Origin of the sequence: Segeticoccus rhizosphaerae (assembly GCF_009192725.1) — a bacterium.
Taxonomy (GTDB): Bacteria; Actinomycetota; Actinomycetes; order Actinomycetales; family Dermatophilaceae; genus Segeticoccus; species Segeticoccus rhizosphaerae.
This window is the reverse complement of the sequence record NZ_VOHR01000021.1, coordinates 1-26,831: the sequence shown is the minus strand read 5'-3', so window position 1 is coordinate 26,831 and position 26,831 is coordinate 1. Positions and strand designations below refer to the sequence as shown.

The window sequence follows — 26,831 nt, the reverse complement described above, 5'->3', positions numbered from 1 at the left end:
TGCTGGGCCTCCGGCGCGCACCCCGCGCGATCGTGCCCGGCGTCCTGGCCTGCGCGGTCGGCGTCGCCGCCCTGGCCGCGACCGTGGACCACCCGGGAGCACCCAGTCTGCTCGCGTTGCTGAGCTCGGTCGTCGCCTACCTCGGCTTCGGCGTCTTCGCGGAGGGGCTGCGGATGCAGGCGGACAACGTCGGCACGGTGCCGCTGCTGGGCATCGACCCGCAGCGCGAGGCGCTGGCCCACCTCGTCGTCCCCGTGACGATGTATGCCGCCACGACCGTGGTCGTCGGCGTCGCCCTCGTCGTCGGCGCGGGCGTGCAGGTCGCCGCGGTGGTCTGGGCCTTGCTGGTAGCAGGGGTGTTGGCGGGAGGCCACCTCCTCGCGGCCTTCCGGGGTCGGGCTCCGTCCGCCACACTGCACCGGCAGGCCGGCGTGCCGGTGCTCATCCTCTGGCTGCTCTACCCGCTACTGGCCGTGGCGATCGCCGTGACCGCGGCGACCGCCATTACGCACCGGTCCAGCGTCGGCGGCGGCTCGTTCGCGCTGGTGCTGGCGTTCGCGTTCGCGCTGGTGTCCTTCGGCCGCAGCCGGGTGCGCTCCCTCACCGAGGCGCATCGCGGCTGACCCTGCCGCCCGGGCTGCCGGTGCTCTCCCGGCAGGAGAGGACCCCCCGCGCACCTGGAAGAGCTCACCTGCCCTTGCTGCATTCCTGCCCTGGGGGAGTTCGGAGAGGTACCACCACGCGGGGGGCCGGCTCACACTCTAGAGCAGGCTCGGCCGGAGACGAAAACCGTGCCTGCCCACCGATTGGGTACTGGCCCGCACCCTCGGGTAACCTCGCCCGCGGAGGATTCGCATAGTGGCCTAGTGCGCACGCTTGGAAAGCGTGTTGAGTGAAAGCTCTCAGGGGTTCGAATCCCCTATCCTCCGCCAGACGCAATGAAGGACCCCACATGCTTTTCGTGGGGTCCTCATGCTTTTCGTGGGGTCCTCCTTGCGTCTGGCTGGATCCCCGGATTCGGGAGGAGGAGCGGAGCGACGACGGCTCCCCTATCCTCCGCCAGACGCACCGAGGGACCCCCACACGCGCCGTGTGGGGGTCCCTCTGCGGTCGGACTTGTCGTCAGGCCGGCATGGCGCCGAGCTCCTCCTCCTCGATCTCGGCCTCGCGCCGGGACTCGGCGATGTGCTCCTCGACCTCCGCGGGAGTGAGCCGCACCCGGTAGGCGATGTAGTAGATGACCGCGGAGAAGACCACGAGCACCGGGATCGCGTCCGCGAAGTGCAGCCATCCCTTGCCGCCGTAGTCGCTCATCCAGGACCACAGCGCCAGACCACCGAGCCAGGGGAGGTACCACGCGGCACCGGCGGTCCAGTTCCAGTCGGGCTCCTCCTGTCCGCGGGCCCGGTTGACCAGCATCATCACGCCGAGCAGCACGAAGCCGAGGATCACGGCGAGGAACAGCTTGTAGTTGGTCTCCCAACCCGTCCAGTAGACGATCAGGTTGGACGACAGGAAGCCGAGGAACGGGATGACGTGCCCGCCGGGCAGGCGGAACGGACGCTCCTGGTCGGGGATCTGCCGCCTCATGGCCGCGAGCACGAGTGGGCCGGAGCCGAACGACAGCACCGTCGCCGAGGTGATGAACCCGACCAGCTGCTGCCAGCTCGGGAACGGCAGGAAGAGGATCAGACCCACCACGAAGCTGACCAGCATGCTGACCAGCGGGACACCGCGGTTGGTCGTCTTCGCCAGCGATCGGGGAGCGTTGCCGTTGCGTCCCATCGCGTAGGAGATCCGGGAGGTGACGGTGATGTAGATGAGACCCGTGTCGGCCGGGGAGATGATCGCGTCGATGTAGAGCAGCACGGCCAGCCACCCGAGGCCGAGGATGGTCGCCATCGCCGCGAGCGGACCGAAGTCGTCGGCGAAGCTCAGCTTGGACCAGCCGTCCGCCAGGTCGCTCGGGTTGAGGCTGCCGATGAACGCGACCTGCAGCAGGACGTAGATGATGCCCGTGATGACGACCGACCCGATGACCGCGAGCGGCACGTTCTTGCGTGGGTTGTCGGTCTCACCCGCGAGCTCGATGCCCTGCCGGAACCCCAGGTAGGAGAACACGACTCCGGAGGTGGCGATGGCGGTGAAGACACCGTGCCAGCCGGCCGGCATGAAGCCCTGCGAGGTGAAGTTGTCGGTGTTGAACTCGGTGAACATGAAGGCAAGGATCACCAGGATGATGATGAACAGCTTCCACCACACCAATACGTTGTTGACCCGGGCGAACCACCGGATGCCGACGTAGTTGATGACCACGAAGACCGCCATCGCGATCACCGCGACGACCAGGCCGAGGGGCGTCAGCGTGTGTGCGGTGCCGCCCGAGAGCTCGTGCGCCTCGGTGAACGGTGCGTACTTCGTGGCGTACTGGAGCGCACCCTCGACCTCGATCGGCGCCACGCTCATGCACGCGACCCAGGTGATCCAACCGGTGGTGTAGCTCGCGAACGAGCCGTAGGACATGTGCGGGAAGCGCACGACTCCGCCGGACAGCGGGAACATCGTGCCCAGCTCGGCGTAGCAGAGACCGATGAACAGGATCATGATGGCGCCGATGGCCCACGAGAAGATCGCGGCCGGCCCGGCGGTCTGCGAGGCGTTCAGGGCGCCGAACAGCCACCCCGACCCGATGATCGAACCGACGCTGGCGAAGAGCAGTCCCACGCGTCCGATGTGTCTTCGGAGATCGTGCCCGCCGGAGTCAGCCTCGCCCCGTGGTTCTGTCTGTGTCGCCATGGCGTCTCCTTCACTCTTTTACGTGATGCAGCACAAATGAGCGTTGCTCAACGTACGCCCGTGCGCACACGCGATTTCGCACCTCGTCCCCGCGTGTCTTTCCGGGTTCGCACCTCAGCGGTCACCGCAGGGGAGGGCTCAGCAGCCCGCCGGCTCCCCCGTCGTGGCGTCGTGGCCCTTCATCGCCTCCGCGACCGAACCGCGGTGCTCCTCGAGCAGCACCCGGGCCTCGGCGGCGGTGATCTCGGCCAGGAGCGAGAGCAGCGCCGGCTTGAGCTCCCCGTCGGCCGCCTGGAGCGCCTCGCGCGCCGACGCCTCGTCCACTCCGCTGGCCTCGCGCAGGATCCGCAGCACACGACCACGCAGCTTGGCGTTGGTCGCGACCACGTCGACCATGAGGTTGGACCAGGTCCTGCCGAGGCGGACCATCACGGCTGTCGAGTAGCTGTTGAGCAGGAGCTTCTGTGCGGTGCCGGCCTTGAGCCGGGTGGAGCCGGTGATGACCTCCGGACCGGTGTCGGCGGCGAGCAGGTAGTCCGCGAGGTGCGCGAGTTGCGCCTGCGGGTTGGCGGTCAGCAGCAGGGTGAGCGCGCCGTTGGCACGAGCCGTCTGCAATGCCCCCCGCACGTAGGGCGTCCGACCGGAGGCGGTGAGCCCGACGGCGACGTCTGCCGCCATGACCAGGGCGGCTTCCCTGGCCCCCGATCCCTCGTCGTCCTCGACGTTCTCGACGGCCTCCACGAGCGCCTCGGCGCCGCCGGCGTGGTGGGCGACGAAGAGCCCCTCCGGTGCGTTGAAGGTCGGTCGGAGCTCGGCCGCGTCGATGACGGCCAGCCGACCCGACGTGCCCGCGCCGAAGTAGTGGACCGAGCCCCCGGCCCGGATCCGGGCCACTGTCTCCTCCACGGCCTCCGCGAGCACCGGCAGGACGGCGCCGACCGCCGCGGCCACCGTGGCGTCCTCGCGGTTGAGCACCGTGAGGAGCTCCAGGGTGGACATCGAGTCGATCCGGCGCGTGTCCGGGTGGCGCTCCTCGGTCGGCGCACTGACCGAGACCTCGGAGGCTGGGTCAGGAGTCACCGGGCCGATGTTAGTTTCCCACGTTGATCCGGTCAACGAAGTCAACCATTCACGAGTCGACTCGCATCAGGACCCACCCTCGTCCACCTGGTGTGAGGCGACCGCGTCCCTGGTGGTCCGCACCGCCCGCGTCGCCGAGCTGAGGTCGGTCCGGGCGACCGACACGTAGAGGCAGTCGACGACGGTCAGTGCGGCGATCCGGCTCGCCGTGGCGCCCGACCGCAGCGGGGTCTCGCGCGCGGCCGTGGTCAGCAGCAGGTCCGCCGCCTGTGCCAGCGGAGACAGGGGGAAGTTGGTGATTGCCACCGTCGTGGCCCCACGCTCCTTGGCCAGCGCGAGGGACTCGTTGGTCTCACGGGTCGCGCCACTGTGCGACACACCGATCGCGACGTCCCGCTCGGTCAACAGCGCGGCACTGGTCAGCGCGATGTGCGGGTCGTTCCACGCGAAGGCCAGGCACCCGATGCGGTGCAGCTTCTGCTGCAGGTCGAGGCCGACCACGGCGCTGGCCCCGACTCCGTAGATGTCTACCCTCCCGCAGACGGCGATCGCCTGGGCGGCCGCGGTGAGCGCCTCGCGGTCGAGCTGCAGGGCCGTCTCCTCGACCGCGCTGGCGTCGTTGAACGCGATCTTGCGGATGACGTCGTCGACGCTGTCCTCGGCGTTGATGTCGCTGACGGCGGTGGGCAGGCTGCGCGGTTGGGCCGACTCCTCGGCCAGTCCGAGCCGGAGACGGGGGTAGCCGGGCAGGCCGAGCCGCTTGCAGAACCGCAGGACGGTCGTCTCCGAGGTGTCCGCGGCCTCGGCGAGCTGGCTGATCGTGAGGCCGGCCGCGGCCCGCGGGTCGGCCAGGACCTTGTCGGCCACCCTGCCCTCGGCGCTGGAGAGGGTGGGCCGCAGCGCCCGGATCTGCACCAGGAGGGACGGCTGGCCACCGTTCACCCTCACGCCATCGTCGCCGCTCATGGCAGGCACGGTAGCGCCCTTCAACGCCTCCGACGTGCGGTACCGAACAGACTGCGCGTGATCTCTCGCCCGATGACGGTGCCCGCCGAGCGCAGGACCGACCGGAAGGCACTGGAGTGGATCACCTTCTCGACCGTGGAGGGCTCGGGCTTCTTGCCGGTCGCCGCCGGGGTGGTCGCCGGCGCGGAGGCACCGTCGTCCTCCGGCGCCTTCTCGAGCCTGGCCTGCAGCTTCTCGTAGGCCGACTCGCGATCCAGCGCCTCGGCATACTTCTCCTTCAGCGGCGACTCGTCGATGGCCGCCCGCACCACCTGGTCCGGGGAGGGCGCCATCAGCGATTCCGGCGCGCGCATCCTCGTCCAGGCAACGGGTGTCGGCGCCCCGCGCTCGGACAACACGGTGATGACCGCCTCGCCCGTGCCCAGCTGGGTCAGCAGCTCATCCAGGTCGTAGGCGCTGTGCGGGAAGGTCGAGACGGTGGCCTTGAGCGCCTTCGCGTCCTCCGGGGTGAAGGCGCGCAGCGCGTGCTGGACGCGGTTGCCCAGCTGGGCGAGCACCCCGGACGGGACGTCCTTGGGCGTCTGGGTGACGAAGAAGACGCCGACCCCCTTGGACCGGATCAGCCGGACGGTCTGCTCGATCGCGTCGAGAAAGGCGTCGGACGCGTCGTCGAAGAGCAGGTGCGCCTCGTCGAAGAAGAAGACCAGCTTGGGCTTGTCGACGTCGCCGACCTCGGGCAGGTCGTGGTAGAGGTCGGCGAGCATCCACATCAGGAACGTCGAGAAGAGAGCCGGCCGGTCCTGCACTTCGGGCAGCTCGAGGCAGGTCACGACCCCGCGGCCGTCCTCCGCCGAACGCATCAGGTCGGCGGTGTCGAACTCCGGCTCGCCGAAGAACACGTCGGCGCCCTTGTCGGAGAAGGCGATCAGCTCGCGCAGGATCACACCGGCGGTGGAGGACGACAGACCTCCGAGCGCCTTGAGCTCGTCCTTGCCCTCGTCGGAGGTGAGGTACTGGATGACCGCGCGCAGGTCCTTCAGGTCCAGCAGCGGCAGCCCGAACTTGTCGGCGAAGTGGAAGACGAGGCCCAGGCTCGACTCCTGGGTCGAGTTGAGTCCGAGCACCTTGGACAGCAGGGTCGGCCCGAACGAGGTCACCGTCGCGCGGATCGGTGTGCCGTGCCCCAGCCCACCGAGCGAGAGGAACTCGACGCGGTATGCCGTGCCCTTCCACTCCTGCCCGACGTCAGTCGCGCGGGAGGTGATCTTGTCGTTGCTCTCTGCGGCGGACGCCATACCGGACAGGTCACCCTTGATGTCGGCCAGGAACACCGGGACCCCTTGCCCGGAGAGCTGCTCGGCCATGACCTGCAGGGTCTTGGTCTTGCCCGTGCCCGTCGCGCCGGCCACCAGACCGTGCCGGTTGAGGACGGCGAGCGGGACCCGCACGGGCACGTCGGGATGGGACGTGCCGTCCACCACCGCCGCACCGAAGTCGAGGGCCGGACCCTCGAAGGTGTATCCGGTCCGGATCGCGGACAGGGGGCCCTCGTCAGTGTTCGATTCGCTCACGCAGGGCACTCTAGTCGCGCCGCTCACCGGCATCCTGCCTACACTGCGCGCGTGATCTTCAAGGCCGTGGGCGACCGACGCCCCTATCCCGACCACGGCTTGGACAGCCCGCGTGACTGGGCCCACCTGGCCCCGCGGATGATCCGGCTGGACGAGCTCGTGACCACCAAGAGCACGCTCGACCTCGAGACGCTGCTCACGACCGACTCGACCTTCTTCGGCGACATCTTCGCCCACGTGGTGGGCTGGCAGGGCACGCTCTACCTCGAGGACGGGCTGCACCGGGCACTACGCGCCGCGCTGCAGCAGCGACCTGTCCTGCACGCGCGCCTGTTGGTGCTTGACTAGTGCTGGACCGACGACCGATGAGGGGAACCCGGGGATGAGCTACGTCAAGGAGTCGGCCGCGGGCGCCGCGCGCCGCCGGAGGCGCCGTCGCTCCGCGGTGGTCCTGACCCTCTGCGTCCTGCTGCTGCTCGGTGCCTTCGGGTATGCCGTGGCCTACTACCAGCGCTGGATCGGCAGCGAGGCCTCCGCCACCCCGCAGTGCACCACCGCTCCCCTCTCCCCCGTGAAGGACCCGCTCGCTCCCGAGAACATCCGGGTCAACGTCTACAACTCCACGAAGCGGTCCGGCCTGGCCGGTGACACGGCGCGTGACCTGCGCGACCGCGACTTCGACGTCGACGTCGTGAGCAACGACCCGCTGCACCAGGACGTCCGGGGCCCGGCCGTCATCCGCCACGGCAAGGCCGGGGTGAAGCAGGCGAAGGTGCTGGCGCGGCAGCTCAAGGGCGCCAAACTGGTCCTCGACGCCCGCACCGACAGCTCGGTGGACCTGGTGCTCGGCCAGAAGTTCACCAAGCTCGGCCCCGCTCCCAAGGCGACGGAGCCGAGCAACGATGCGGCCACGAACCCGGGCTGCTGAGCCGGCGCGGCGGGGCCGAGCAGCAACGAGCGCCGCGACCCGGCGGCGCGCACGTTCTGTGACCGGGCCGATACCACTTCGTTGCCTGTCGCTCACGCGAAATGACTTCGTGGGAGAGATGATGGTGCGTGGACAGACCGCTGGTACAGGGGCAGGTGGATCGTGGCTGAAGCAGGCGAGTTCGAGGAGGGGCCAGTGCCTCGCCGCGGGCGGATTCGGCATGGCCTGACCCTGGTCCTCGTGGCGGCGCTGTTGGGGGGTGGCTTCTACGGCGCCTACAACCGGGTGTGGGGCAGCGAGAAGAAGCCGGTCGTCCAGCCCGCCTGCACGCCGGTCACGCCCACGCCGCCACCCACGGTCAAGGCCGGGCTCGTCTACGTCAACGTCTTCAACGCCAGCGACCGGGCAGGGCTGGCCGACGAGACGGCACGGCTGCTCGAGCACCGGGGCTTCCACGTGATCTCGGTCAAGAACGACCCCGTGCCGCGCTCCGTCCAGGGCGTTGGTGAGGTGCGCTACGGACCGAACGGCGCCACCGTGGCCAACACGATCGCGGCCCAGGTGGACGGGGTGAAGCTGGTCGAGGACAACCGGGCCGACCCGTCGGTGGACCTGGCCCTCGGTCCCAAGTTCCAGCACCTGAACCCGCTCCCCCCGGCCAGACCCGGCAGCTTCACGCTCAACGTCTACAACACGACGTGGAAGCCCGGGCTCGCCGGCGACACGGCCGCGGCCCTCAAGAAGCGCGGCTTCCGCATCGGCGAGGTCGGCAACGACCCGCAGAAGTCGTTCATCACCACGGTCGGGGTGCTCCGGTTCGGCGAGTTCGGCAAGCCGGCCGCGGAGCGGGTGGCGCTGCAGATCAAGGGCCTGAAGCTGGTCGAGGACAACCGCAAGAACAGCTCCGTGGACCTGGTGCTCGGCACCAAGTTCGACAGCTTCGTGCCCAAGGCGCAGGCCACGGTGCCGCCGAAGCCCACCCCCACCCCCACGCGGGAGTCTCGGGCCGGCTGCACTCCCTGAACCGTGGCACGGGCCACGGCAGCCCGAGCGGTCAACCCGTGCTGAGCAGTCAGCCCGTGGCAGGGCGCGCGCGGGCGATCAGCGCCCGGGCGATCTGCTCCGCGGCGCCACCGAGGTCGGGTCGCGCACCACCGAACCGTCGGCTGTTGGCGTCGTGCAGCAGCAGGGCCACGAAGGTGTCAGCGGCCTGCCGGCGTCGCGTGCGGTCCAGCCGGCGGGGGCTGGAGGCGTCCAGCGCCTTCTCGGTGAGTTCGATCAGGCCCTGGTGCAGGGTTCGTAGGTGGCCACCGACCTCGGCATGGGTGCTGGCCTCGCGGAAGAGGATCGTGCGCAGCACGGTCGACTCGTGCCCGCCGAGGTTGAGCCGGTCGGCGAGCCGGACGAGGCTCCCGCGCACGTCACCCCGCACGGCTATCCCCGCGAGGTCACACAGCGGGTGTGGTGGCAGCCGTTCGGCCAGCAGCGCCAGGAGCAGATCCTGCTTGCGGGGGAAGTAGTAGAAGAGCAGACCCTTGGCCACGGACGCCTCGGTCGCGACCCGGGCGGTCGGTGTGGCGTCGAAACCGTCACGGGCGAAGAGCCGCTCGGCCGCGTCGAGGATGCGGGCACGGGTCGCCGAGTCCCCCCGTCTGGCGGCGGGAGGACGGCGGGCGGCCTGGTCGCGTCGCATCAGTGCGTGGCGACCGCCTTGTGGTGCACCCGGCGCGTGACCTGCAGGTCCGAGGCTCCGATCAGGAAGGTGACAACTCCGACGACCCAGGCCGTCCAGGCCATCGGCATGACCTCAGCCCGGAAGGTCAGGACCCAGGGTGCGATGAAGAACAACACGCCGAGGACGACGAGCAGTCCTTCGGTCGCCATCAGGTCGGGCTTGACGATCTCGGTCAGGGCCGCGAGGGCGGTGATGATGCCGAGCACGATCATCGTGGCCGTGGCCTTGCCCACGGTCGGTGTCCAGATGGGTGACAGGAAGGCGTAGATCCCGACGAGCAGGGCCAAGCCGTCTTGTGGGTGAATTCCGCGACGCATTGTCACGCGCCACCTCTCGTGTCGATGGCCCGTCGTTCCCATGGGCGGGCCGACACCTTCAGTATCTGCCTTGATTGACCGCCCGGTCAACACTGTGCCGCCTTGGCGAGCGTATGCCGGTTGGGCGCCAGCCGGGTCAGGCGCCGCGGGCGCGCAGCACCCTGCGCAGCTGGTCCGTGCCGTTCCGCACCGACCGCGCGACGATCGGGCTCACTCCCGGGGACTGTGCCGCGTCATCGGCGCGGTCGGCGAAGGCCGCGTCGACCCCCGCCCGGGGAAACAGCGTCTGCGAGACCGACAACGACGGAATCATCCCCGCGAGGTGCAGGGTCGGCAGCAACGTGAGGTAGCGCTCGGCATACGGAGCCAACAGGTCTGTCTGGCTTCGTTGCCAGAACGCCCGGCGGATCAGGTGCATCGAGCCCATCGGCACCCGGTGCTCGTCCACGATGGCGGTCCACGCCTCCTCCTTGCCGGCCCGTTCGGGCCGTGCGGCGTTCACGGCGAGCTCCCGCACCCATGAGTCGGGGTCGGGGTCAGCCCGCCGGAGCGCCGCGACCTCGGACTCGTCGGCCCGCCCCTGTTCGGCCAGACGCAGCTGGATGCGCCAGCGCAGGTCGATGTCGTCGCCGGCAAGCTCCCGGACCCGGTCCAGGTGTTCGTCGGTCACCGCGCAGGCGGTCAGCGTCCGGACAGCCGCGTGGCGAGCGGTCGGGTTCTCCACCAGCACGAGGCACGTGTCGGACACGTGTGACATCAGCTCGTCTCGCTGCGCGTCGGGCGACCACTCGCTGGCGGCGTCTCGTGCGAGGTGCAGGTAGGGCTCGATGACGCTGTCGACGTCCTCCGTCCGGAGAATCCCTGTGAGGCACCGCACGACGTCGGCCGTCGGGAGCTCGCCCCGCACCAGCAAGTCCCACGCGGTCGTGGCCGCGACCGCCCGCGAGATCGCCGTGGGCAGGGCCGCGGCGGAGTCGACCATCGCCTGCACGGAGGCGTCGTCGGGCTGCACGGAGGCGAAGGTGAGGTCTTCGTCGTTGACCAGCACCAGATCGGCGTCGGCCGCATCCGGCACCGGCGTGGACTCCCCCGTCGTCTCCACCGTGACCAGGCGCTGACGCACGAGCGAGTCGCCCTGCCACGCATAGCGGCCCAGTCCGATGCGGTGAGGTCGCGGTGCGGTGCCCTCGGGCCCGCTGGCGCGCAGGACGGTCCCCTCGCCGGACTGCTCGAGGACCAGCCGGTCGGTGCCGGCCGTGTCGAGCCAGCCGTGGACCCACGCATCGAGGTCACGGCCGCTGGCCTCGGAGAACTCGGCCATCAGGTCCTCGAGCGTGGTGTTGCCCCAGGCGTATTTGCGGAAGTAGCCGCGCAGGCCCTCCACGAAGGCGTCCTCACCGAGGAAGGCGTGCAGCTGCTTGAGCACTGCCGCACCCTTGGGGTAGGTGATCATGTCGAAGCCCGCCGCCGCGGCCGCGACGTCATCGACGGCCTGGCGGATCGGGTGCGTCGTGGGCGCGAGGTCGGCGGCGTAGCCTGCCAGCTCGTTGCTCGCCAGGAACCCGGCCCAGGCGTCGGTGAACCGGGTGGCTGCCTCGGCCGCCCAGTGGCAGGCCCACTCGGCGAACGCCTCGTTGAGCCACAGGTCCTCCCACCAGCGCATGGTGACCATGTCGCCGAACCACATGTGCGCCATCTCGTGCAGGAGCACGAGCGCGCGAGCCTCGCGTTCGGCGTGCGTGGGTGCGTTGCGGTACATGACGGCATCGGTCCAGATCACGCAGCCGTAGTTCTCCATCGCGCCGCCCATGTCGGGCACGAAGACCTGGTCGTACGTGCGCTGCGGGAAGGGCAGGCCGAACCGCTCACCGAAGAACGCCAGTCCTTGCGCGGTCACCTCGAACAGCTCGTCCGCGTCGCGGTCCAGGAACGTCGCGAGCGACTTGCGCGTCAGCAGGCCGAGGTCGTAGCCCGCGCGCTCCGAACGGACCTCGTGGAACGGCCCGGCAGTGATGACGGGCAGGTAGGTGGACAGAGGCGGCGTGTCCGGAAAAGTCCAGCGGCGCGCTCCGTCCACGTCCTCCACGACCGGGCCACCGCTGTTGGACACCACCCGCCACTTCGCCGGCGCGGTGACCGTGAAGGCGTGCGGAGCCTTGAGATCCGGTTGGTCGAAGCAGGCCCAGGCGCGGCGGGCGTCGTCCGGCTCGAAGGAGGTCCACACGTAGACCTCCTGGTCGGAGGGGTCGACTGACCGGCGGACGTACTCCCCCTGGGACGTGGAGGACTGCACCGTCTCGACGACCAGCTCGTTGTCGGCCGCCAGCTCGTCGAGCCGGATCCGGGCACCGCCCACCGCGTCGGCGGGGACGGGCGTGCCGTTGAGCGTGGCCGACAGCACGTCCAGCGCGGCGTCGACGAACGTGGAGGACCCAGGTCTGCGGCAGGAGAACCGCACCCTGGTCACCGCCTTGAAGTCGGCACCCGTGACGAGGTCGGTCAGGTCGACGGCGATGTCGTATCGCTCGACGGCAAGGAGCGACGCCCGCTCACGCGCCTCGGTGTGCGTCAGGCTGGGCAGCTCGGGCAACGACTCCACCAGGGGGTCTCCTCTCGGACCGGTCGACACCCGCGGATCTCCCGAGCGCCGAGCAGACCTTACCCAGTGGTGTCGTCACCTGCCGCGGGATCGTCGCGACGGGTCGTTGGCGCCACGTCGTCGTCGCGACGCGCGGTGGAGACCTCCCGCCCGCGCCGGTTCGGGTCGACGTCCTTGATGCTGACCACGCTGTGCCGCCCGAGGCCGACCGAGGCCAGGAAGACGACGACCACGCCGAGCCCGACGAAGAACCCGAACTCCTCGAGCGCAGCCTGGTTCGCCGACGTGCTGGCCGGGGCGCCGGCGGCCGGGACCCCGTCGTTGAACAGCCGGCTGAGAGTCGGTCCGACGGCGAACCAGGCGCCTGCCACCGCGGCCAGCCAGCCCCCGAACAGGGTGATCGCACGGTTCGCGCTGGCGAGCAGGAGGAGCCCGCCCACGATCGTGGCGGCGGCCGGCAGGACCTCCAGGAACAGTCGGCCGTTCGTGTAGTGCCACGCGACGTCCGGTGTGTAGGCGTAACCGAAGAGCGGGCCGACGAAGGGCACGAGCCCTCCCCAGATGCCGAGCAGGACCAGCAGGATCCCGCTGATCATCCCTCGGCTGCGTGCGACGTGGAGCCGGCCGGCCCCGCCGCGGGGGTGTGTCGAATGAGTCATCGTTGTCATCTGGACCACCTCGATGTCCCGAGGGACCGTGAGAGCGTCTCCCAACACGGCCCACCCTTCGATGATCACTCCGCCAGCACCGCCACGCAACGCGGAAAAAGCCCCCACTACGCTGAGAGACGCCGACCTCGAGGCCAGGAGGCACCACCGGTGAACGACACCACGTCAACGCCTGCCATGGGTTCCACCGTGCTGGGCTATCCGCGCATCGGTCCAGCGCGCGAGATCAAGTTCGCCCTCGAGCGCTACTGGTCCGGCACGATCGACCGGGCCGCCCTCGAGGAGGCCGGCCGCACCGAGCGGCGGCGCACCTGGGAGGAACTGCGCGACGCGGGCCTCGACAGCATCCCGTCGGGCACGTTCTCGTTCTACGACCACGTCCTCGACACCGCGGTGCTGCTCGGCGCCGTCCCGGAGCGACACCGGGCCGTCCACGAGCAGGACCCGCTCGACGGCTACTTCGCCATGGCCCGCGGCACTGCGCAGGTCGCGCCCCTCGAGATGACCAAGTGGTTCGACACCAACTACCACTACCTGGTGCCCGAGATCGGCCCGGACACCGCGTTCCGGCTCGACGCCACGCGGATCCTGTCCGAGCTGGCGGAGGCGGCGCAGCTCGGCATCGCCACCCGGCCCGTGCTCCTCGGCCCGGTGAGCTTCCTGTTGCTCGCCAAGGCGGACGCCGAAGCACCGGGTGGGTTCTCGCCGCTGGATCGGCTGGGTGACCTGCTTCCCCTGTATGCCGACCTGCTGGCCCAGCTGCGCGGCGCAGGGACCACCTGGGTCCAGCTCGACGAGCCCGCGCTGGTGCAGGACCGCACGACGGCCGAGCTCGAGGCAACCGGCGCGGCATACCGGACGATCGGCGACCTGAGCGACCGTCCATCCCTGTTCGTCGCCTCCTACTTCGGGCACCTGGGCGAGGCGCTGCCCGTGCTGGCCGACACCGCGGTGGAGGCGATCGGCGTCGACCTGTGCTCCGGCACCACGGTGGACCAACTCGCCGCCGTGCCCGCGCTGCGGCACAAGACCCTGGTCGCCGGCGTCGTCGACGGCCGCAACATCTGGCGCACCGACCTGCGCGTCGCCCTCGACACGCTCGAGCGCCTGCGTACCGTCGCCGGCACGGTCGCGACCAGCACCTCGGCGTCGCTGCTGCACGTGCCCTACTCGCTCGAGCACGAGGACGCGCTCGACCCGGAGCTGCGCTCGTGGCTGGCGTTCTCCCACGAGAAGGTGCTCGCGGTGGTCGCCCTGCAGCGCGGACTGGACGAGGGCGAGGCCGCGGTGGCGGCCGAGGTGCAGGCAGCAGGGGCCGCGCTCACCTCGCGTGCCGAGTCACCCCTGACCGCGATCCCCTCGGTGCGCGCCCGCGTGGCCGGCCTCACCGAGAGCGACCGCAGCAGAGGCGAGTTCAGCGATCGCGCAGCCGCGCAGGCCGAGCGTCTCGGACTGCCGGTGCTGCCCACGACCACCATCGGGTCGTTCCCGCAGACCCGCGAGATCCGTTCTGCGCGAGCCGATCACCGCGCCGGGCGAATCGACACCGAGGCCTACACCGCCGTCATGAAGGCAGAGATCGAGCGGGTCATCGCGCTGCAGGAGTCGCTCGGCCTGGACGTGCTGGTCCACGGCGAGCCGGAGCGCAACGACATGGTGCAGTACTTCGCCGAGCTGCTCGACGGCTTCGCCACCTCGGCGCACGGCTGGGTGCAGTCCTACGGCTCCCGGTGCGTGCGGCCCCCGATCCTCTACGGCGACGTGCGCCGCCCCGCACCGATGACCGTGCCGTGGGCCTCCTACGCCCAATCGCTGACCGACCGCCCCGTCAAAGGCATGCTCACGGGTCCGGTGACGATCCTCGCGTGGAGCTTCGTGCGCGACGACCAGCCGCTCGCCGAGACCGCGCTGCAGGTCGCGCTCGCCGTGCGCGACGAGACGGTCGACCTCGAGGATGCGGGCATCGCGATCATCCAGGTCGACGAGCCGGCGCTGCGCGAGCTGCTCCCCCTCCGGGCAGGTGAGCAGCCGGCATACCTCTCCTGGGCGGTGGACGCCTTCCGGGTGGCGACCGGCGCGCTGGCCGACAGCACCCAGGTGCACACCCACCTGTGCTACTCCGAGTTCGGTGAGGTGGTGGGCGCCATCGACGCGTTGGACGCCGACGTGACCAGCCTCGAGGCGGCACGCTCGCGGATGGAGGTGCTGCCCGCCCTGACCCGCGGGGGCATGAACCGCGGTGTCGGCCCCGGTGTCTATGACATCCACTCGCCGCGGGTGCCGGACGTCGAGGAGATCAAGGCCCTGCTGACCCGAGCCTCCGGATCGGTGCCGGTCTCGCGTCTGTGGGTCAACCCGGACTGCGGCCTCAAGACCCGAGGCTACGAGGAGGCCGAGGCGGCGCTGAACAACCTCGTCGTGGCCGCCACCGCTCTCCGAAAGAGCCTCCCGTCCGTTTGACCGGGTCGCTTCCGGCTACTTCCGGCTCAGGTGCGGTCGGAGCGCTCCCGCAGACGGAACTTCTGCACCTTGCCGGTGGTCGTGGTGGGGAGCTGCTCGGCGGTCAGGAAGGTCACCCCGCGGGGCACCTTGAAGGGCGCGAGGTGAGCCCGGCAGTGCGCCACCAGCTCGCCGGGGTCGAGCGTGGCCCCTTCTCCCGGCACGACGTAGGCCCAGGTGACCTCGCCGTAGCGGTCGTCGGGCACCCCGACCACGTGGGCCTGGCTGACCCCGTCGTATGACGTGAGGACCACTTCCACCTCGACCGGAGCCACGAGCTCACCCCCCACCTTGAACAGCTCGCTGCTGCGCCCGGTGAGCTCGAGGTAGCCCTCGGCGCTGACCCGGCCGAGGTCGCCGGTGCGCAACCATCCGTCCTCGTCGATCAGCTCGGCGGTGCGCTCGGGGTCGTCGAAGTAGCGGCGGGTCACCTGCGGTCCGCGCACGCTGAACTCACCCGGTTCACCCGCGGGGAGGGGTTGCCGGGTGAACGGGTCGACCGTGCGGTACTGCGCGAGCTTGCCGTCGAGGCCCACGCCCTCGGCGGCGACCCCACCGAGCTTGGGCGCGCCGACCACGGAGGCGACGGTCTCGATGCCGTCGCCGGGGTGGGTCAGCGCGGTGGCCGCGGAGACCTCGGTCTGGCCGTATCCGGTGTAGATCATGGTTGGGCGCAGATCGCGAATCACCCTCTCCCACAACCAGGTCGGTGCCGGAGCAGCCGCCGAGAAGACCGACTGCAGGCTGCTCAGGTCGTAGTCGCCCGAGGCCGCCAGGTCGACGACGGCGATGGTCATGGTGGGGACGAAGAGCACCTCGTTGACGCGGTGCTCCTCGATGGACTCCAGCACGGTCTTGGGGTTGAAGACCTGCTGCGGGACGACAGCCCCGCCGGCATACATCGCTGCGAGCAGGCCCTCGATGTAACCGAATACGTGGTAGAGCGGCAGGGCGAAGCTGATCCGCCAGCCGTCGTCGAAGGCGCGGTGATACGCCGAGCCGTAGGCGCTGCGCAGCACCATGTCGTGCGTGAGCTCGGCACCGAGGACGTGGCCGGTCGTGCCCGAGGTGAACACGATGTCGCACACCGCGTCAGGGTCGACGAGGGCACAGCGGGCGGCCACCGCGTCGTCTCCCACCGACCGCATGGCCAGCCCGTCCAGGTCGAGTGCCCCGTCACGGACCGGCTCGACGGTCACGACCTGCTCGAGGCCCGGCAGCTGCCGACTCTGGGCGCCTTTCTCCCAGCCGGGAAGGATCCGGTCCAACACCGCGAGGAAGTTCGTCGCCCTGGTCGCGTCCACGGTGACCAGGACCTTGGCCCGGGCCTGACGCAGCCGCGCCGACACCTCGTCGCCGGTGTAGGAGTAGTTGAGCGGCACGGCCACCGCTCCGGCACGCGCGATGGCGAGCTTGACCGCGGCATACTCGGGGCGGTTGTCGACCAGCAGGGCGACCCGGTCACCGAGCTCGACGCCGAGGTCCATCAGACCTCCCGCCAGGTCAACCGAATGTCGTTGCACCTGGGCATAACTCAGGGCGTGAGCTGCAGTGATGACGTAGGGGCGGTCGGGGAACTGCCGCGCCACCTCGTCGAAGGCTGCGGCGAGCGACCGCGGCGTCCACGCGCCGACCCGACGCTCCAGCGCCTCCCGGCGACGGGCGACCTCAGCGGGCGTGATCCCAGCCACGGTCCGACGATACCCCGGGATCGGAAGTCCCGCCCCGGACTGGAGGCTCAGACCTGCACCATCTCCGGGTGGTGTGGGCGGACCTTGACGAGCTCGAGAGCGGCCTGCTCGATCTCCTCCTCGGAGACCAGGACCAGGTTGGCCGCGTCTCCCAGTGGCACGTAGCTGTCTGCCCCGGCGACGCAGGACACCGCACCACCGAAGCCCCGACGCACCAGGGAGCTGAGCACGGCCTCGGAAACCCCTCCGGTCTGGCGGGTTTCGTCGACCACCAGCACCCGCCCGGTCGCGTTCGCCTCGCGCACGATGTCATCGACCGGCAGCGGTGCGAGCCAGCGGAGGTCCAGCACCCGGCAGCGCACCCCCGCACGGGCGAGGCGGTAGGCGACGCGCAGGGTCATCAGCAGGCCGTTGCCGAAGGTGACGATGGTCAGGTCGGACCCGTCACCGTGGGTGCGGCCACGGCCGAGCGGCACGTGCGCGTGCTCCCACTCCTCGGGCGCCGCGTAACCGGACAGCCAGGCCTCGTCGCCCTCTTCGTGCAGGTCACGCGTGTGGTAGAGCGCGATCGGCTCGAGGAAGGCGCAGACCCGGCCGTCCACCTGGGCTGCCGCCACGCAGGTGCGCAGCATCGCGGCCGCGTCGTCGGGGCGGGCGGGCGAGGCGATGACCAGGCCGGGGATGTCACGCAGCACCGCGACCGAGCTGTCGTTGTGGAAGTGCCCGCCGAAGCCCTTCTGGTAGGCGTAGGAGGCGATCCGGACCACCATCGGGTTGAGGTACTGCCGGTTGGCGAAGAACGGCAGGCTCGCGGCCTCCCCCCGCAGCTGGTCCTCGGCATTGTGCAGGTAGGCGAGGTACTGGATCTCCGGGATCGGCAACAGCCCGGAGACGCCGGCGCCGAGCCCGAGGCCGAGGATCGACTGCTCGTCGAGCAACGTGTCGAAGACGCGGGCCGGACCGGCCTTGGCGGACAGCCCGCGGGTGACGCCGTAGACCCCGCCCTTGCGACCGACGTCTTCGCCGAAGACCATCGCCCCGTCATACGCCGCCAGGACGTCACCCAGTGACCGGTTGATGGACTGGGCCAGGGTGAGGGCTCCTTCGTCCTCGGGCAGGCGGGAGCCGAAGAAGTGGGAGCGCGCCTCCGGGCTCGCCGACCGGGACGCTCGGACGCGGACGGCGTCTGCCCGGTCGACCGCGAGCGGGGCGACCACCTGCTGCCGCGAGGTGAGCTTCGGCCGGCCCAGGGCGTCCTGGGCGATTGCCCTGACCTCCCCCCGTTTGCGCTCGTAGGCGCTGACGACGTCCTCCGCGGTGAGGATCCGCCGGGTGACCAGCAGCTGGGCGGTCCCGAGCAACGGGTCGTGGTCGAGCTCGTCGTTGATCTCCTGCTTGCTGCGGTAGGCCAGCTCGACGTCGGAGCCGGCGTGGCCCATCAGCCGGACGGTCCGCAGGTGGAGGAACGCGGGAGCCCGGTGGCTGCGCACCCAACGGGCAGCCTCGGTCGCCACGGCGAACGTCTCGTCAAGGTCGTAGCCGTCCGCGGTGAAGTACCGCAGCCCGGGACGGTGCGCGTAGTTGGCGGCGATCCACCCGTCGGGAGTCCTGACACTGATGCCGATCCCGTTGTCCTCACAGACGAACAGCAGGGGCAGCGGCAGCCCCTGGAAGCTGCACTGCATGGCCGCGTTGAGCGCGCCGACGGCGGTCGAGTGGTTGGCCGACGCGTCGCCGAAACTGCACACGGTGACCGCGTCCCGGGGCCATGCCGTGGGCACACCGAGCTTCTTGGCGCGTTCGATCGCGAAGGCCACCCCGAGGGCACGGGGCAGGTGGGACGCGATGGTGGAGGTCTGCGGCAGCACGGCGAGATCCGGGTGGCCGAAGACCTTGTGCCGTCCGCCGCTCATCGGCTCGTCCGCGGCAGCGGCCACGCCGAGCAGCACGTCTCGCAACCCGTCGTGCCCGGCGACCTGGGCCGCCCGAGCCAGGTAGAAGCCACCGGACCGGTAGTGCAGCAGCGCCGGGTCGGTCGGGCGCAGCGCCTCCGCCACCGCCGCGTTGCCCTCGTGTCCGGACGACCCGATCGTGTAGAAGCCGCGTCCCTGCGACTGCATCCATCGCGCCGCGAGGTCGAGGTGCCGGCTGCCGATCTGCGCGTCGAAGAGGCGTAGCAGCCGGTCATCCGTGAGCGGCGCGTGCCCACCGCGAGCAGGATCGGGCGGGCTCGGCGTCATCCGCCGCACACGGTGCAGGAAGTGGCCGTCGACGTCGCCCGGCACGAGGTCACTCACGGTGCCCGCTCCTCGTCCCCCGGAACGGCCCAAACCTGCCTGATCGTGCGGATACGCCCATGACAGCACCATGTCGCTCGTGCGTCGACAAGGCCAGTGCGAGAGCGCCAGACCTGTCGGGAAGCAGACCCAACGATGCTTGGCCTGCTGGCCCAGCGTTAGCATTGCTCATGCTCAACCCCGTCCACCTGACCACTCTGGTGGCCGTCGTCGGGACCGGGTCGTTCGCCGATGCGGCCCGGCAGCTGGGCTACACCGGCTCGGCCGTCTCGCAACAGATCGCCGCGTTGGAGCGGGCCGTCAAGATGCCGTTGTTCGAGCGGTCCGCCCACAGCATCCAGCCGACGCCGGCAGCCGAGTTCCTGGCGGCTCGCGCACGCGACAGCCTGGCCAGCCTTCGGACCCTCGAGGACGACATCAAGGGCGTGGCCGATGGCACGACGGGCAGGATCCGGATCGGCAGCTTCCCGACCGCGAGCGAACACCTGCTGCCCGAAGCCCTGGCCCACCTGCTCGTCGAGCGACCCGGTGTTGAGATCCTGCTGGACGAGGGCGAGACCGACGACCTGGTCGAGCGGCTGCGCGACGGCGAGATGGACCTGGCCCTCGTCTACCACTACGACCTGGTGCCACGGCGGTGGCCGCGCACGCTGCAAGCCACGCCGTTGCTCGACGAGGACCTCGTCCTGTTACTCCCCGAACGACATGCACGGGCCACGGACCGGCCCGTGCTCCTCGAGGACCTGCGCGAGGAACGCTGGGTGTCCACTCGGGTGGGCACGGCGGGAGCCACCTGCCTGCTGCGCCTGTGCTCGGAGCACGACTTCGACCCGACCGTGGCGGTCCGCAGCAACGACTACGACGTCATCCGTGGGTTCGTGCGGACCGGCCTGGGCATCGCGCTGGTCCCGGCCCTGAGCCACATCTCCAGCCGCGGCGTGGATGTCACCCACCTCGCCGACGTGACCGTCCGCCGACACGTCACCGCCCTGCACCGGTCGCCCCGGCACAACCCTGCCGTGACGGGTGCCCTGGACGCTCTGGAGCACGCAGCCGACCACCTCGTCGACCTCCTGCCCGGTGTCTCGGCTCCCGGAACGGGCTGAGCGGCAGAGCCCCCAGTCACAGATGCGCTGTGAATGCCGTCTGTCCGCCGTCCACGACGATGGTCTGACCGGTCAGGAAGGTCGGGCTGCGCGTCGCGAGCCAGGCGATGACCGCGGCGATCTCCTCCGGCTCTCCCACCCGACCGATCGGGATCAGACCAGCGACCGCCTCGGGCGAGACTCCGGCCAGCAGCTCCTCGGACATCGGGGTCCTGACCCAGCCGGGCGCCACGGCATTCACGGTCACACCGCGCGACGCCAGCTCGACTGCCATGGAACGGGTCGCTGCGGCCAGACCAGCCTTCGAGGCCTCGTAGAGCGTGTAGTCACCGCGACTCACCTGCGCCGTGATCGACGACACCTGCACGATCCGTCCCCGGCCCTGAGCGGCGAGGTGGCGAGCCACGGCCGAGCCGACCAGCAGGGCGCCACGCAGGTTCGGTCCCATGACGGCATCCCACTGCTCGGCCGTGATGTCGGTGGCCGGAGACGGGACGTAGACCGCGGCGGTGTTGACCAGGCCGTCAAGTCGCCCGAAGGCCTCCAGCGCCGCGTCCACCACGGCAGAGGCCTCCTCCACGACGGCCAGGTCGAGCACGCGCCCGACGACGAGCGAAGGGTCGCTCACTGACTCGGACAGCGCCTCGAGCCCCTTCCGCGACCGGGCCACGGCCAGCACGCGCATCCCCTCGCCGACCAGGGCGCGGGTTGTCGCGGCCCCCATGCCGCCGGACGCGCCGAGGACGGCATACACCGGTTTCGGCTCACGCATGTCGTGACGCCCGGCGGTGGTGCCACCACAGGTCGCTCGCGTGCGGTGGCACCACTCGCCGACCCATCAGCCGATCAGCCGGGGATCGCCCGTTTCGGCCGCGCTCTTGGGCAGGTTGTTGTTCTCGAGGAACTTCGCGATGTCGCCGTTCTCGTGCAGTTCCTTGATGTCCTCGTTGACCGCCTTGAGCAGCGCGGCGTTGTCCTTCGGCACGGGCAGCGACGACTGCGCCGGCTCCTGCGATGCCGCCACGTCGGGGTGCGACTTCGCGACCTCGACCTTGAGGTTGGGGTTGTTGAGCTTGCCGGAGCCAAAGCTGTCCACCCCCACGTCGATCCGGCCGGCCTTGAGGTCCTGGTTCATGTTGAGCGTCGTCGAGTAGATCTTGAGCGAGCCGCCGAGGTAGGACTTGAGGTCCTCCACCCAGAGGTAGCCGTCGACGGTGCCGACCTTCTTGCCCTTGAGCTGGGAGATGTCACTGATGCCGTCCTTGGAGATGATCGCCATCTGGTCGGCGTACATCGGACCACTGAGGCTCACCACCTCGGTCCGCGCCTTGGTGCGATACCAGTCGCCCACAGCGAGGTCGGCGCGGCCGCTCTGGACCGTCGGGATGACTGCCGCCGTGGCCATCCACTTCGGCGTGACGGTGAGGCACTCCTTCGCGGCGATCGCCGCGACGATCTCGCCGTCGACACCGGTGATCTTCTTGCCCTCGAGCTTGGAGTAGGGCGGCAGGTCGTAGCCCGCGACGGTCAGGGTCCCCTTCTTGATCGTGGTGAACTCGTGCGCCGGCTTGCAGTTGTCGGCGGGTCCGTCCGCTGACGACCCACCCCCGCAGGCGGCTGCGGTGGCCGCGGTGAAGAGCACCGCAACGGCCGTGGTGATAGGGCGAACTCGCATGTGAATCTCCTTTATTGGTATGACGATGAGGATCAAATCAGAGGTGGCGGGCCATCCGGCGCTCCGCCCGTCCGGTGAGCCAGCTGGCGGGGATGGTGATGGCGGCGTACATCAGGCCGGCCAGGCCGAGGATGCTCATGTAGCGGAACGTGCTGGAGCCGGTGCTGTAGGCCTGGCTCATCAGCTCGGGCAGCGCGATGGTGTAGGCCAATGAGCTCGCCTGGAAGATGAGGACCGCGAAGCCCATGAGCGGTGGGATCGCGACGCGCACGCCCTGAGGAATGACGATGAACCGCAACGTGTCCCGGTTGACCATGCCGAGCGCCGAAGCCGCTTCCACCTCACCGGACGGGACCGCCTGCAGGCCGCCCCGGAGGATCTCGCTCGTGTAGGCAGCGGTCGTCAGGGCCAGTGCGATGGCCGCGGAGAAGAAGGACGAGAAGGTCACGTCCACCGTGGGCAACCCGAAGTAGACGATCTGCAGCACGACGAGCGCCGGCGTCCCGCGCCCGATCTCGACCACGCCGATGGTGACGTAGCGCAGCACCTTCTTGGGGCTGTTGGCGCTGAGAGCCAGCAGCAGACCCAACGGCATACCGATCCCGAGGGCGAGGGCGGTGACCCGGATGCTGACCCAGAGGCCGGACAGGAGGGCGGGGTAGTTCTCCGCCCAGTCGCTGAGACTCATCGGGCCACCTTCCGCCGCAGACCGCTGTCGAGGGAGCGGGCCGCCCAGGCACACGGGATGGTGATGATCACGTAGACCAGGGCCGCGTAGAGGAACGGCACGATCGCGTCGGAGGCCTGTTTCGCCTGCATGTCGGCGTTGAAGAGGATCTCCTGTACTCCCACGGTGTAGGCGATCGACGAGTCCTTGAGCAACCCGATGGCGTACGTCGCCGACGCGGGGATGGAGACACGCAGGACCTGTGGGCCCACGACCTTGGACAACTGGTCACGGTGCCCCATGCCCAGGGCCGCGCTCGCCTCCCACTGCCCTGCGGGAATGGCGGACAGCCCGCCCCGGTAGATCTCGGCCATGTAGGCGCACGAGATGACACCGAACGCGGCTATGGCAGCGCCCAAGGGTGAGATCGTGATGGCGCCCGTGCCGATGCCGAAGTAGATGAGGAAGATCCACACGATGGGCGGTATGCCGCGCAGGAACTCGATCACGGTCCGCGCGACGATCCGCAGCACCGCGAAGCGCGACCGACGGGCAAGGGCAAGCGGTATCCCGCCGATGGCTCCGAGGGTGAACCCCGCGACAGTCACCAGGAGCGTCATCGGTATGCCGGTGATGATCGCCTGCAGGTAGCCCATTGCTCAGCGCTCCAGGACAGCGCGCAGGAAACGGCGAGTGCGCTCGTGACCGGGCTTGCTGAAGATCTCCTCCGGTGGGCCTTCTTCCAGGACGGCGCCGTCCACCATCACCACGAGGTGGTCCGAGACGTCCCGGGCGAACTGCATCTCGTGCGTGACCACCACCATGGTCATGCCCTCGTCGGCCAGTTCCCGCATGACCGCCAGGACCTCCAGCCCCAGCTCCGGGTCCAGGGCAGACGTCGGCTCGTCGAAGAGCATCACCTTGGGTTCCAGGGCCAACGCGCGAGCGATGGCGATGCGCTGTTGCTGGCCGCCCGAGCAGCGGCTGGGGTACTGAGCCGCCTTGTCGGCGAGCCCCACCCGGTCGAGCAGCTCCTTCGACCGTTTGTCGGCGTCCTTGCGGCTGCGGCCCAGAACCCGCTCCTGGGCCAGTGAGATGTTCCTCAGCACGTCGAGGTGTGGGAAGAGGTTGAACGACTGGAAGACCATCCCGGCGACGCGCCGGTGCGCCACCAGCTCCTTGTTGCTGATCTCGGAACCGGCGTCCACCGCGTGTCCCGCCACGGTGATCCGCCCGCTGTCGGGCCGCTCCAGCAGGTTGATGCATCGCAGCAGCGTGCTCTTGCCGGCTCCGCTCGGACCGATGATGGCAACCACCTCGCCCTCCCTGACCGAGAGGGACACGTTGTCGAGCACCGTGTGGTCGCCGTAGCGCTTGACCACCGAGTCGAGCTCGATGGCAACGCTCTGTCTCGTGGCGGGAAGGGTCATCGGGCATCAGCTCCAGTGTTCGGGTGAGCAGCAAGAAGTGGGGCGGTCCCGTCCGCGCAGGAGGTCGTGCCGGTCATGCCGGTCGTGCCGAAGCGGTCGACGGCGGCCTTCGCCTCGCTGAGGGCATCCACCACGCGACGGGGCCGCAGGGCGTCACCGATCACCTCGACTCGGAGGCCGTGGTCCGCGAGGCCGGCGACCAGGTCGTTGACGGGGACGCCACCGGCCCAGGTCACCAAGGCGTCGGCCGCGAGGGTCGGCGCCGCCTCCCCGAACACCCCCTCCAGGACAACCCATCCGGCCTCGACGCGGCTCGGTCGCACCCGCTCCACCACCGACACGCCGACCTCGGCGAGGCGCCGGATCATGGGAAAGAGCGTGTTGATTCCATCGCCCTCACCGATGTGCAGCCGCGACGTCGCCAGGGTCACCGACCGCTGACCCACCGTCGCCAGCCGCTCCGCGATGAGCGCGCCGTCGAGCTCGCCGACCGCGTCGAAGACGACGACCTCGCCGTTGACGCCTGCCACCAGGGCCTCCAGCGGATCCACCACGACGACCGAGCCATCGGTGGGGATGTCGAGGTCGCTCGGCCGTGCGCCGGTCGCCACGACGACCAGTTCGGGTGACCGCTCGACGACCCACGCGGCGTCCACCGCCGTGCCGAGCACGACCTCGACTCCGAGTCGGTCGAGCATCCGACGCTGCCACTGCAGGTAGTCGGCCACTTCGCTCCGGCTGGGGGCGCAGCTCCAGGCTGCCACCTGACCACCCAGCTGGTCCGAGGCCTCGGCCAGGGTGACTCGGCAGCCGGCCTCGGCCATCCGGCGAGCCGCCTCCAACCCGGCAGGTCCGCCGCCGACGACGACGGCGGAGCGACCGGACAGGTCGATTGCCTCATCCTGTTCATGGCCCACATCGGGGTTGACGAAGCAGGACAGCGGCCGCCCCTCGAGCAGACCGTTCACGCACACGTTCACCCCGACACACGGCCGCACGTCCTCCGCACGGCCCGCGCGGGTCTTGGCCAACAGATCCGGATCAGCGATCTGCGCCCGCACCATGCCCACCAGGTCGGCGTCCCCGGCCACCAGGATGTCGTTGGCCAGGTCCACGTCCGTCACCCGACCGACCGCACACACTGGCACGGACACCGCTTCCTTGATCACCCGGGCCACATCGCGAAACAGGCCGTGGGGAGCTGGCGTCGGCGGCCAGTGCCGCACGCGCGCCTCGAGCCTGTTGTTGTTGCCGACCATCACGCTGATGTAGTCGACCCGGTCCTCCAGCGCTCGGGCCACTCGCGCGGCCTCATCCGGGCGGAGGCCGCCCTCGACCAGGTCGTCGGCGCCCAGACGGATGCCGAGGATCATCTCGGGCGACAACGACGCGCGCACGGAGTCGAGGACGCGAGTGGTGAGGGTGAGCCGCCGCTCGAAGGAGCCGCCGAACTCGTCGTCGCGGTGGTTGGTGAGGGGCGAGAGGAAGGACGCCAGCAGCAGGCCGTGGGCGAGGCTGATCTCGACGCCATCGAGCTCCCCTCGGCGGCAGCGGTCGGCAGCCGCGGCATACAGCTCGATGATGTCTGTGAGCTGGGCGCTGGTGGCGGGCACCGCCACTTGGCGTGCCACCTCTGAGAAGTCCCACGACGCGCCGATGACGTCGGGGCCCTCCGTCTCGGTCGGGCCCGGGTGTGCCAGCTGGGCGAGAATCCGGCCGCCCTCCTCGTGCACCGCCTCGGCGAGCCGCTGGTATCCGGGCACGATCGACTCGTCGATGTTCCACAGGCAGATGTCGTTCCACTCGCTCGAGGGCAGGATCGGGGTGGCCCCGGTGACCTGCATCGCCACGCCGGAACGGGCCCTCGCCCGGTGGTAGGCGATGTAGCGCTCACCGGGTCGACCGTCCTCGGCGAGTCCGGGTTGGTGGGCCGGCAGGTAGATCCGTCCACGCAGCGTCTGGGGGCCGACCTGCAGGGGGCGGTCGACCAGCCAGGGTGTGGCCACGGGTACCTCCAGGGGGTGAGAGCACGACACGTCGGCATGGGTTGTGCCTGAGACTGCCCGACGAGTGATGGCGTGGAAAGGTGCGGCAGAGCCACTCCTGTTGGTGCTCCCCCTAAGCGGTTGTGAGGCTCACGTCCCAGCCTGTGAGACAACCCGTGCCGTGAGCCGCTTCACAGGCTGATCTGCTGCCCCAGGCCGCGTTCGCGAGCGGCGGTGATGACGGCCCACGCTGCGGCAGCATCCTGCACACCGATGCCGACGCTGTTGTAGAAGACGATGTCCTCCGGTCCGCTCCGGCCGGATGAGAGCCCGGCGACGACCGAGCCCAGCGAGACGAGATCGCCTGCGCCGAGGACATTCTCATGCACGGCGGCCACCACCGGGCCGGCGTGCTCCAACGACGTCTCGACGTCGTCCACGACCACGGCCGCAGCGCGCCGCAACAGCTCGACCGGCACCTCCGAACGGTCCGCCGCGAACGAGCCGACACTGATCACGGTCGCTCCGGGAGCGAGCCACTCCACCTCCAGCACCGGCGTCGCGCTGGTGGTGGCCGCGACCACGACGTCGGCCCCCGCGACAGCCACCTGAGGGTCGCGGGCCACCGAGACGTCGAAGTCGAACCGCTCTGCAAGCCGTGCCACGAGCTGCTCCGCCTTGGCTGCCGTCCGGCCCCACACCCGGACGTCGGAGAGCGGCAGCACGCGCGCCAGGGCCTCGACGTGCGCCTCGGCCTGCACCCCGGACCCGAGCACCGCCAGGACCGAGGACTCGGGCCGGGCCAGCGCCTCTGCCGCCAC

At 70.1% G+C, this 26,831-nt stretch carries 21 protein-coding genes, 1 tRNA gene, 1 other RNA gene and 2 pseudogenes; 7 read left to right on the top strand and 18 right to left on the bottom strand.

The genetic code is table 11. From position 1 onward, the window contains the following. A pseudogene (locus tag FRW57_RS22950) lies at positions 1 to 623 on the top strand (hypothetical protein); the annotation flags it as partial. A gap of 34 nt (positions 624 to 657) precedes the next feature. On the opposite strand, the gene ffs reads toward FRW57_RS22950, so the two are convergent. Then, an RNA gene (ffs, locus tag FRW57_RS03535) (signal recognition particle sRNA small type) lies at positions 658 to 754 on the bottom strand. A 90-nt stretch (positions 755 to 844) separates the two neighbouring features. On the opposite strand from ffs, the gene FRW57_RS03530 reads away from it, so the two are divergent. Further along, a tRNA-Ser gene (locus FRW57_RS03530) sits at positions 845 to 932 on the top strand. A gap of 190 nt (positions 933 to 1,122) precedes the next feature. Here the strand turns inward: FRW57_RS03530 and FRW57_RS03525 are convergent. The 4 genes from FRW57_RS03525 to FRW57_RS03510 form a co-directional block, all read right to left on the bottom strand. After that, positions 1,123 to 2,796, bottom strand: coding sequence for an APC family permease (locus FRW57_RS03525; protein WP_152185315.1), 1,674 nt, complete (start codon positions 2,794 to 2,796; stop codon positions 1,123 to 1,125). Between the two features lie 138 nt (positions 2,797 to 2,934). Further along, positions 2,935 to 3,876: an N-acetylmuramic acid 6-phosphate etherase gene (locus FRW57_RS03520; protein ID WP_238999275.1), complete on the bottom strand. Its 942-nt coding sequence runs from the start codon at positions 3,874 to 3,876 to the stop codon at positions 2,935 to 2,937. Between the two features lie 66 nt (positions 3,877 to 3,942). Then, on the bottom strand, positions 3,943 to 4,842 hold the full coding sequence (locus tag FRW57_RS03515; RefSeq protein WP_152185314.1) for a MurR/RpiR family transcriptional regulator: 900 nt from the start codon (positions 4,840 to 4,842) through the stop codon (positions 3,943 to 3,945). Positions 4,843 to 4,862: 20 nt separating this feature from the next. Next, positions 4,863 to 6,446, bottom strand: a complete 1,584-nt coding sequence (locus tag FRW57_RS03510) for a helicase HerA-like domain-containing protein (protein ID WP_152185313.1) — start codon at positions 6,444 to 6,446, stop codon at positions 4,863 to 4,865. 18 nt (positions 6,447 to 6,464) lie between these two features. Between FRW57_RS03510 and FRW57_RS03505 the strand changes: the two genes are divergently transcribed. The 3 genes from FRW57_RS03505 (at position 6,465) to FRW57_RS03495 (ending at position 8,364) form a co-directional block, all read left to right on the top strand. Further along, entirely contained in the window at positions 6,465 to 6,761 is a 297-nt protein-coding gene (locus tag FRW57_RS03505) for a type II toxin-antitoxin system VapB family antitoxin (protein WP_152185312.1), read from the top strand. A 34-nt stretch (positions 6,762 to 6,795) separates the two neighbouring features. Continuing rightward, the gene (locus FRW57_RS03500; protein WP_152185311.1) at positions 6,796 to 7,341 is read left to right on the top strand and encodes a LytR C-terminal domain-containing protein; all 546 of its coding nucleotides are present in this window, start codon (positions 6,796 to 6,798) and stop codon (positions 7,339 to 7,341) included. Positions 7,342 to 7,503: 162 nt separating this feature from the next. After that, a complete protein-coding gene (locus FRW57_RS03495) occupies positions 7,504 to 8,364 on the top strand; it encodes a LytR C-terminal domain-containing protein (protein ID WP_152185310.1) in 861 nt (286 codons plus the stop codon). A gap of 49 nt (positions 8,365 to 8,413) precedes the next feature. Here FRW57_RS03495 and FRW57_RS03490 read toward each other — a convergent pair whose 3' ends face one another. The 4 genes from FRW57_RS03490 to FRW57_RS03475 all read right to left on the bottom strand — a co-directional run bounded on the left by FRW57_RS03490 (position 8,414) and on the right by FRW57_RS03475 (position 12,651). Continuing rightward, on the bottom strand, positions 8,414 to 9,034 hold the full coding sequence (locus tag FRW57_RS03490) for a TetR/AcrR family transcriptional regulator (RefSeq protein WP_152185309.1): 621 nt from the start codon (positions 9,032 to 9,034) through the stop codon (positions 8,414 to 8,416). Further along, the gene (locus FRW57_RS03485) at positions 9,034 to 9,393 is read right to left on the bottom strand and encodes an SPW repeat domain-containing protein (protein WP_162529247.1); all 360 of its coding nucleotides are present in this window, start codon (positions 9,391 to 9,393) and stop codon (positions 9,034 to 9,036) included. Before FRW57_RS03485 ends, FRW57_RS03490 begins: the two co-directional genes overlap by 1 nt. Positions 9,394 to 9,529: 136 nt before the next feature. Continuing rightward, positions 9,530 to 11,992 (bottom strand): aminopeptidase N, encoded by a 2,463-nt coding sequence (gene pepN, locus FRW57_RS03480; RefSeq protein WP_152185307.1) that lies wholly within the window; start codon positions 11,990 to 11,992, stop codon positions 9,530 to 9,532. Between the two features lie 59 nt (positions 11,993 to 12,051). Then, positions 12,052 to 12,651, bottom strand: coding sequence for a hypothetical protein (locus FRW57_RS03475; protein WP_152185306.1), 600 nt, complete (start codon positions 12,649 to 12,651; stop codon positions 12,052 to 12,054). Between the two features lie 159 nt (positions 12,652 to 12,810). On the opposite strand from FRW57_RS03475, the gene metE reads away from it, so the two are divergent. Beyond that, positions 12,811 to 15,120 (top strand): 5-methyltetrahydropteroyltriglutamate--homocysteine S-methyltransferase, encoded by a 2,310-nt coding sequence (gene metE, locus FRW57_RS03470; RefSeq protein ID WP_420853230.1) that lies wholly within the window; start codon positions 12,811 to 12,813, stop codon positions 15,118 to 15,120. 26 nt (positions 15,121 to 15,146) lie between these two features. Here the strand turns inward: metE and FRW57_RS03465 are convergent, their stop codons facing one another. Both FRW57_RS03465 and FRW57_RS03460 read right to left on the bottom strand, forming a co-directional pair. Further along, entirely contained in the window at positions 15,147 to 16,850 is a 1,704-nt protein-coding gene (locus FRW57_RS03465) for a class I adenylate-forming enzyme family protein (RefSeq protein WP_162529246.1), read from the bottom strand. 47 nt (positions 16,851 to 16,897) lie between these two features. Next, positions 16,898 to 19,147: a thiamine pyrophosphate-dependent enzyme gene (locus FRW57_RS03460; protein ID WP_238999274.1), complete on the bottom strand. Its 2,250-nt coding sequence runs from the start codon at positions 19,145 to 19,147 to the stop codon at positions 16,898 to 16,900. A 170-nt stretch (positions 19,148 to 19,317) separates the two neighbouring features. Here FRW57_RS03460 and FRW57_RS03455 point away from each other — a divergent pair, with 170 nt between their 5' ends. Continuing rightward, positions 19,318 to 20,253, top strand: coding sequence for a LysR family transcriptional regulator (locus tag FRW57_RS03455; RefSeq protein WP_152185304.1), 936 nt, complete (start codon positions 19,318 to 19,320; stop codon positions 20,251 to 20,253). Between the two features lie 16 nt (positions 20,254 to 20,269). Here the strand turns inward: FRW57_RS03455 and FRW57_RS03450 are convergent, their stop codons facing one another. From FRW57_RS03450 to FRW57_RS03420, 7 genes and pseudogenes are all read right to left on the bottom strand, one after another. Further along, positions 20,270 to 21,025: an SDR family NAD(P)-dependent oxidoreductase gene (locus FRW57_RS03450; RefSeq protein ID WP_137120328.1), complete on the bottom strand. Its 756-nt coding sequence runs from the start codon at positions 21,023 to 21,025 to the stop codon at positions 20,270 to 20,272. A gap of 66 nt (positions 21,026 to 21,091) precedes the next feature. Beyond that, positions 21,092 to 21,928 carry a substrate-binding periplasmic protein gene (locus FRW57_RS03445; RefSeq protein WP_137120327.1) on the bottom strand — a complete coding sequence of 279 codons (837 nt, stop codon included), beginning with the start codon at positions 21,926 to 21,928 and terminating at the stop codon, positions 21,092 to 21,094. 37 nt (positions 21,929 to 21,965) lie between these two features. Further along, positions 21,966 to 22,616 (bottom strand): amino acid ABC transporter permease, encoded by a 651-nt coding sequence (locus FRW57_RS03440; RefSeq protein WP_152185303.1) that lies wholly within the window; start codon positions 22,614 to 22,616, stop codon positions 21,966 to 21,968. Continuing rightward, positions 22,613 to 23,251: an amino acid ABC transporter permease gene (locus tag FRW57_RS03435; RefSeq protein WP_137120325.1), complete on the bottom strand. Its 639-nt coding sequence runs from the start codon at positions 23,249 to 23,251 to the stop codon at positions 22,613 to 22,615. The genes FRW57_RS03440 and FRW57_RS03435 overlap by 4 nt, the downstream gene beginning before the upstream one ends. Positions 23,252 to 23,254: 3 nt before the next feature. Continuing rightward, complete coding sequence (locus tag FRW57_RS03430; RefSeq protein ID WP_137120324.1) at positions 23,255 to 24,025, bottom strand: amino acid ABC transporter ATP-binding protein; 771 nt, start codon at positions 24,023 to 24,025, stop codon at positions 23,255 to 23,257. Continuing rightward, positions 24,022 to 26,031 (bottom strand): oxidoreductase, encoded by a 2,010-nt coding sequence (locus FRW57_RS03425; RefSeq protein ID WP_152185302.1) that lies wholly within the window; start codon positions 26,029 to 26,031, stop codon positions 24,022 to 24,024. Before FRW57_RS03425 ends, FRW57_RS03430 begins: the two co-directional genes overlap by 4 nt. A 170-nt stretch (positions 26,032 to 26,201) precedes the next feature. Further along, a pseudogene (locus FRW57_RS03420) lies at positions 26,202 to 26,831 on the bottom strand (ornithine cyclodeaminase family protein); the annotation flags it as partial.

Coding starts and splice junctions, on each gene's coding strand:
- FRW57_RS03510 (WP_152185313.1), bottom strand. CDS start 6,446: ATGCCGGTGAGCGGCGCGACTAGAGTGCCCTGCGTGAGCGAATCGAAC.
- FRW57_RS03500 (WP_152185311.1), top strand. CDS start 6,796: ATGAGCTACGTCAAGGAGTCGGCCGCGGGCGCCGCGCGCCGCCGGAGG.
- FRW57_RS03440 (WP_152185303.1), bottom strand. CDS start 22,616: ATGAGTCTCAGCGACTGGGCGGAGAACTACCCCGCCCTCCTGTCCGGC.
- FRW57_RS03490 (WP_152185309.1), bottom strand. CDS start 9,034: ATGCGACGCGACCAGGCCGCCCGCCGTCCTCCCGCCGCCAGACGGGGG.
- FRW57_RS03515 (WP_152185314.1), bottom strand. CDS start 4,842: ATGAGCGGCGACGATGGCGTGAGGGTGAACGGTGGCCAGCCGTCCCTC.
- FRW57_RS03525 (WP_152185315.1), bottom strand. CDS start 2,796: ATGGCGACACAGACAGAACCACGGGGCGAGGCTGACTCCGGCGGGCAC.
- FRW57_RS03445 (WP_137120327.1), bottom strand. CDS start 21,928: ATGCGAGTTCGCCCTATCACCACGGCCGTTGCGGTGCTCTTCACCGCG.
- FRW57_RS03485 (WP_162529247.1), bottom strand. CDS start 9,393: ATGCGTCGCGGAATTCACCCACAAGACGGCTTGGCCCTGCTCGTCGGG.
- FRW57_RS03475 (WP_152185306.1), bottom strand. CDS start 12,651: ATGACTCATTCGACACACCCCCGCGGCGGGGCCGGCCGGCTCCACGTC.
- FRW57_RS03450 (WP_137120328.1), bottom strand. CDS start 21,025: ATGCGTGAGCCGAAACCGGTGTATGCCGTCCTCGGCGCGTCCGGCGGC.
- FRW57_RS03455 (WP_152185304.1), top strand. CDS start 19,318: ATGCTCAACCCCGTCCACCTGACCACTCTGGTGGCCGTCGTCGGGACC.
- FRW57_RS03435 (WP_137120325.1), bottom strand. CDS start 23,251: ATGGGCTACCTGCAGGCGATCATCACCGGCATACCGATGACGCTCCTG.
- FRW57_RS03430 (WP_137120324.1), bottom strand. CDS start 24,025: ATGACCCTTCCCGCCACGAGACAGAGCGTTGCCATCGAGCTCGACTCG.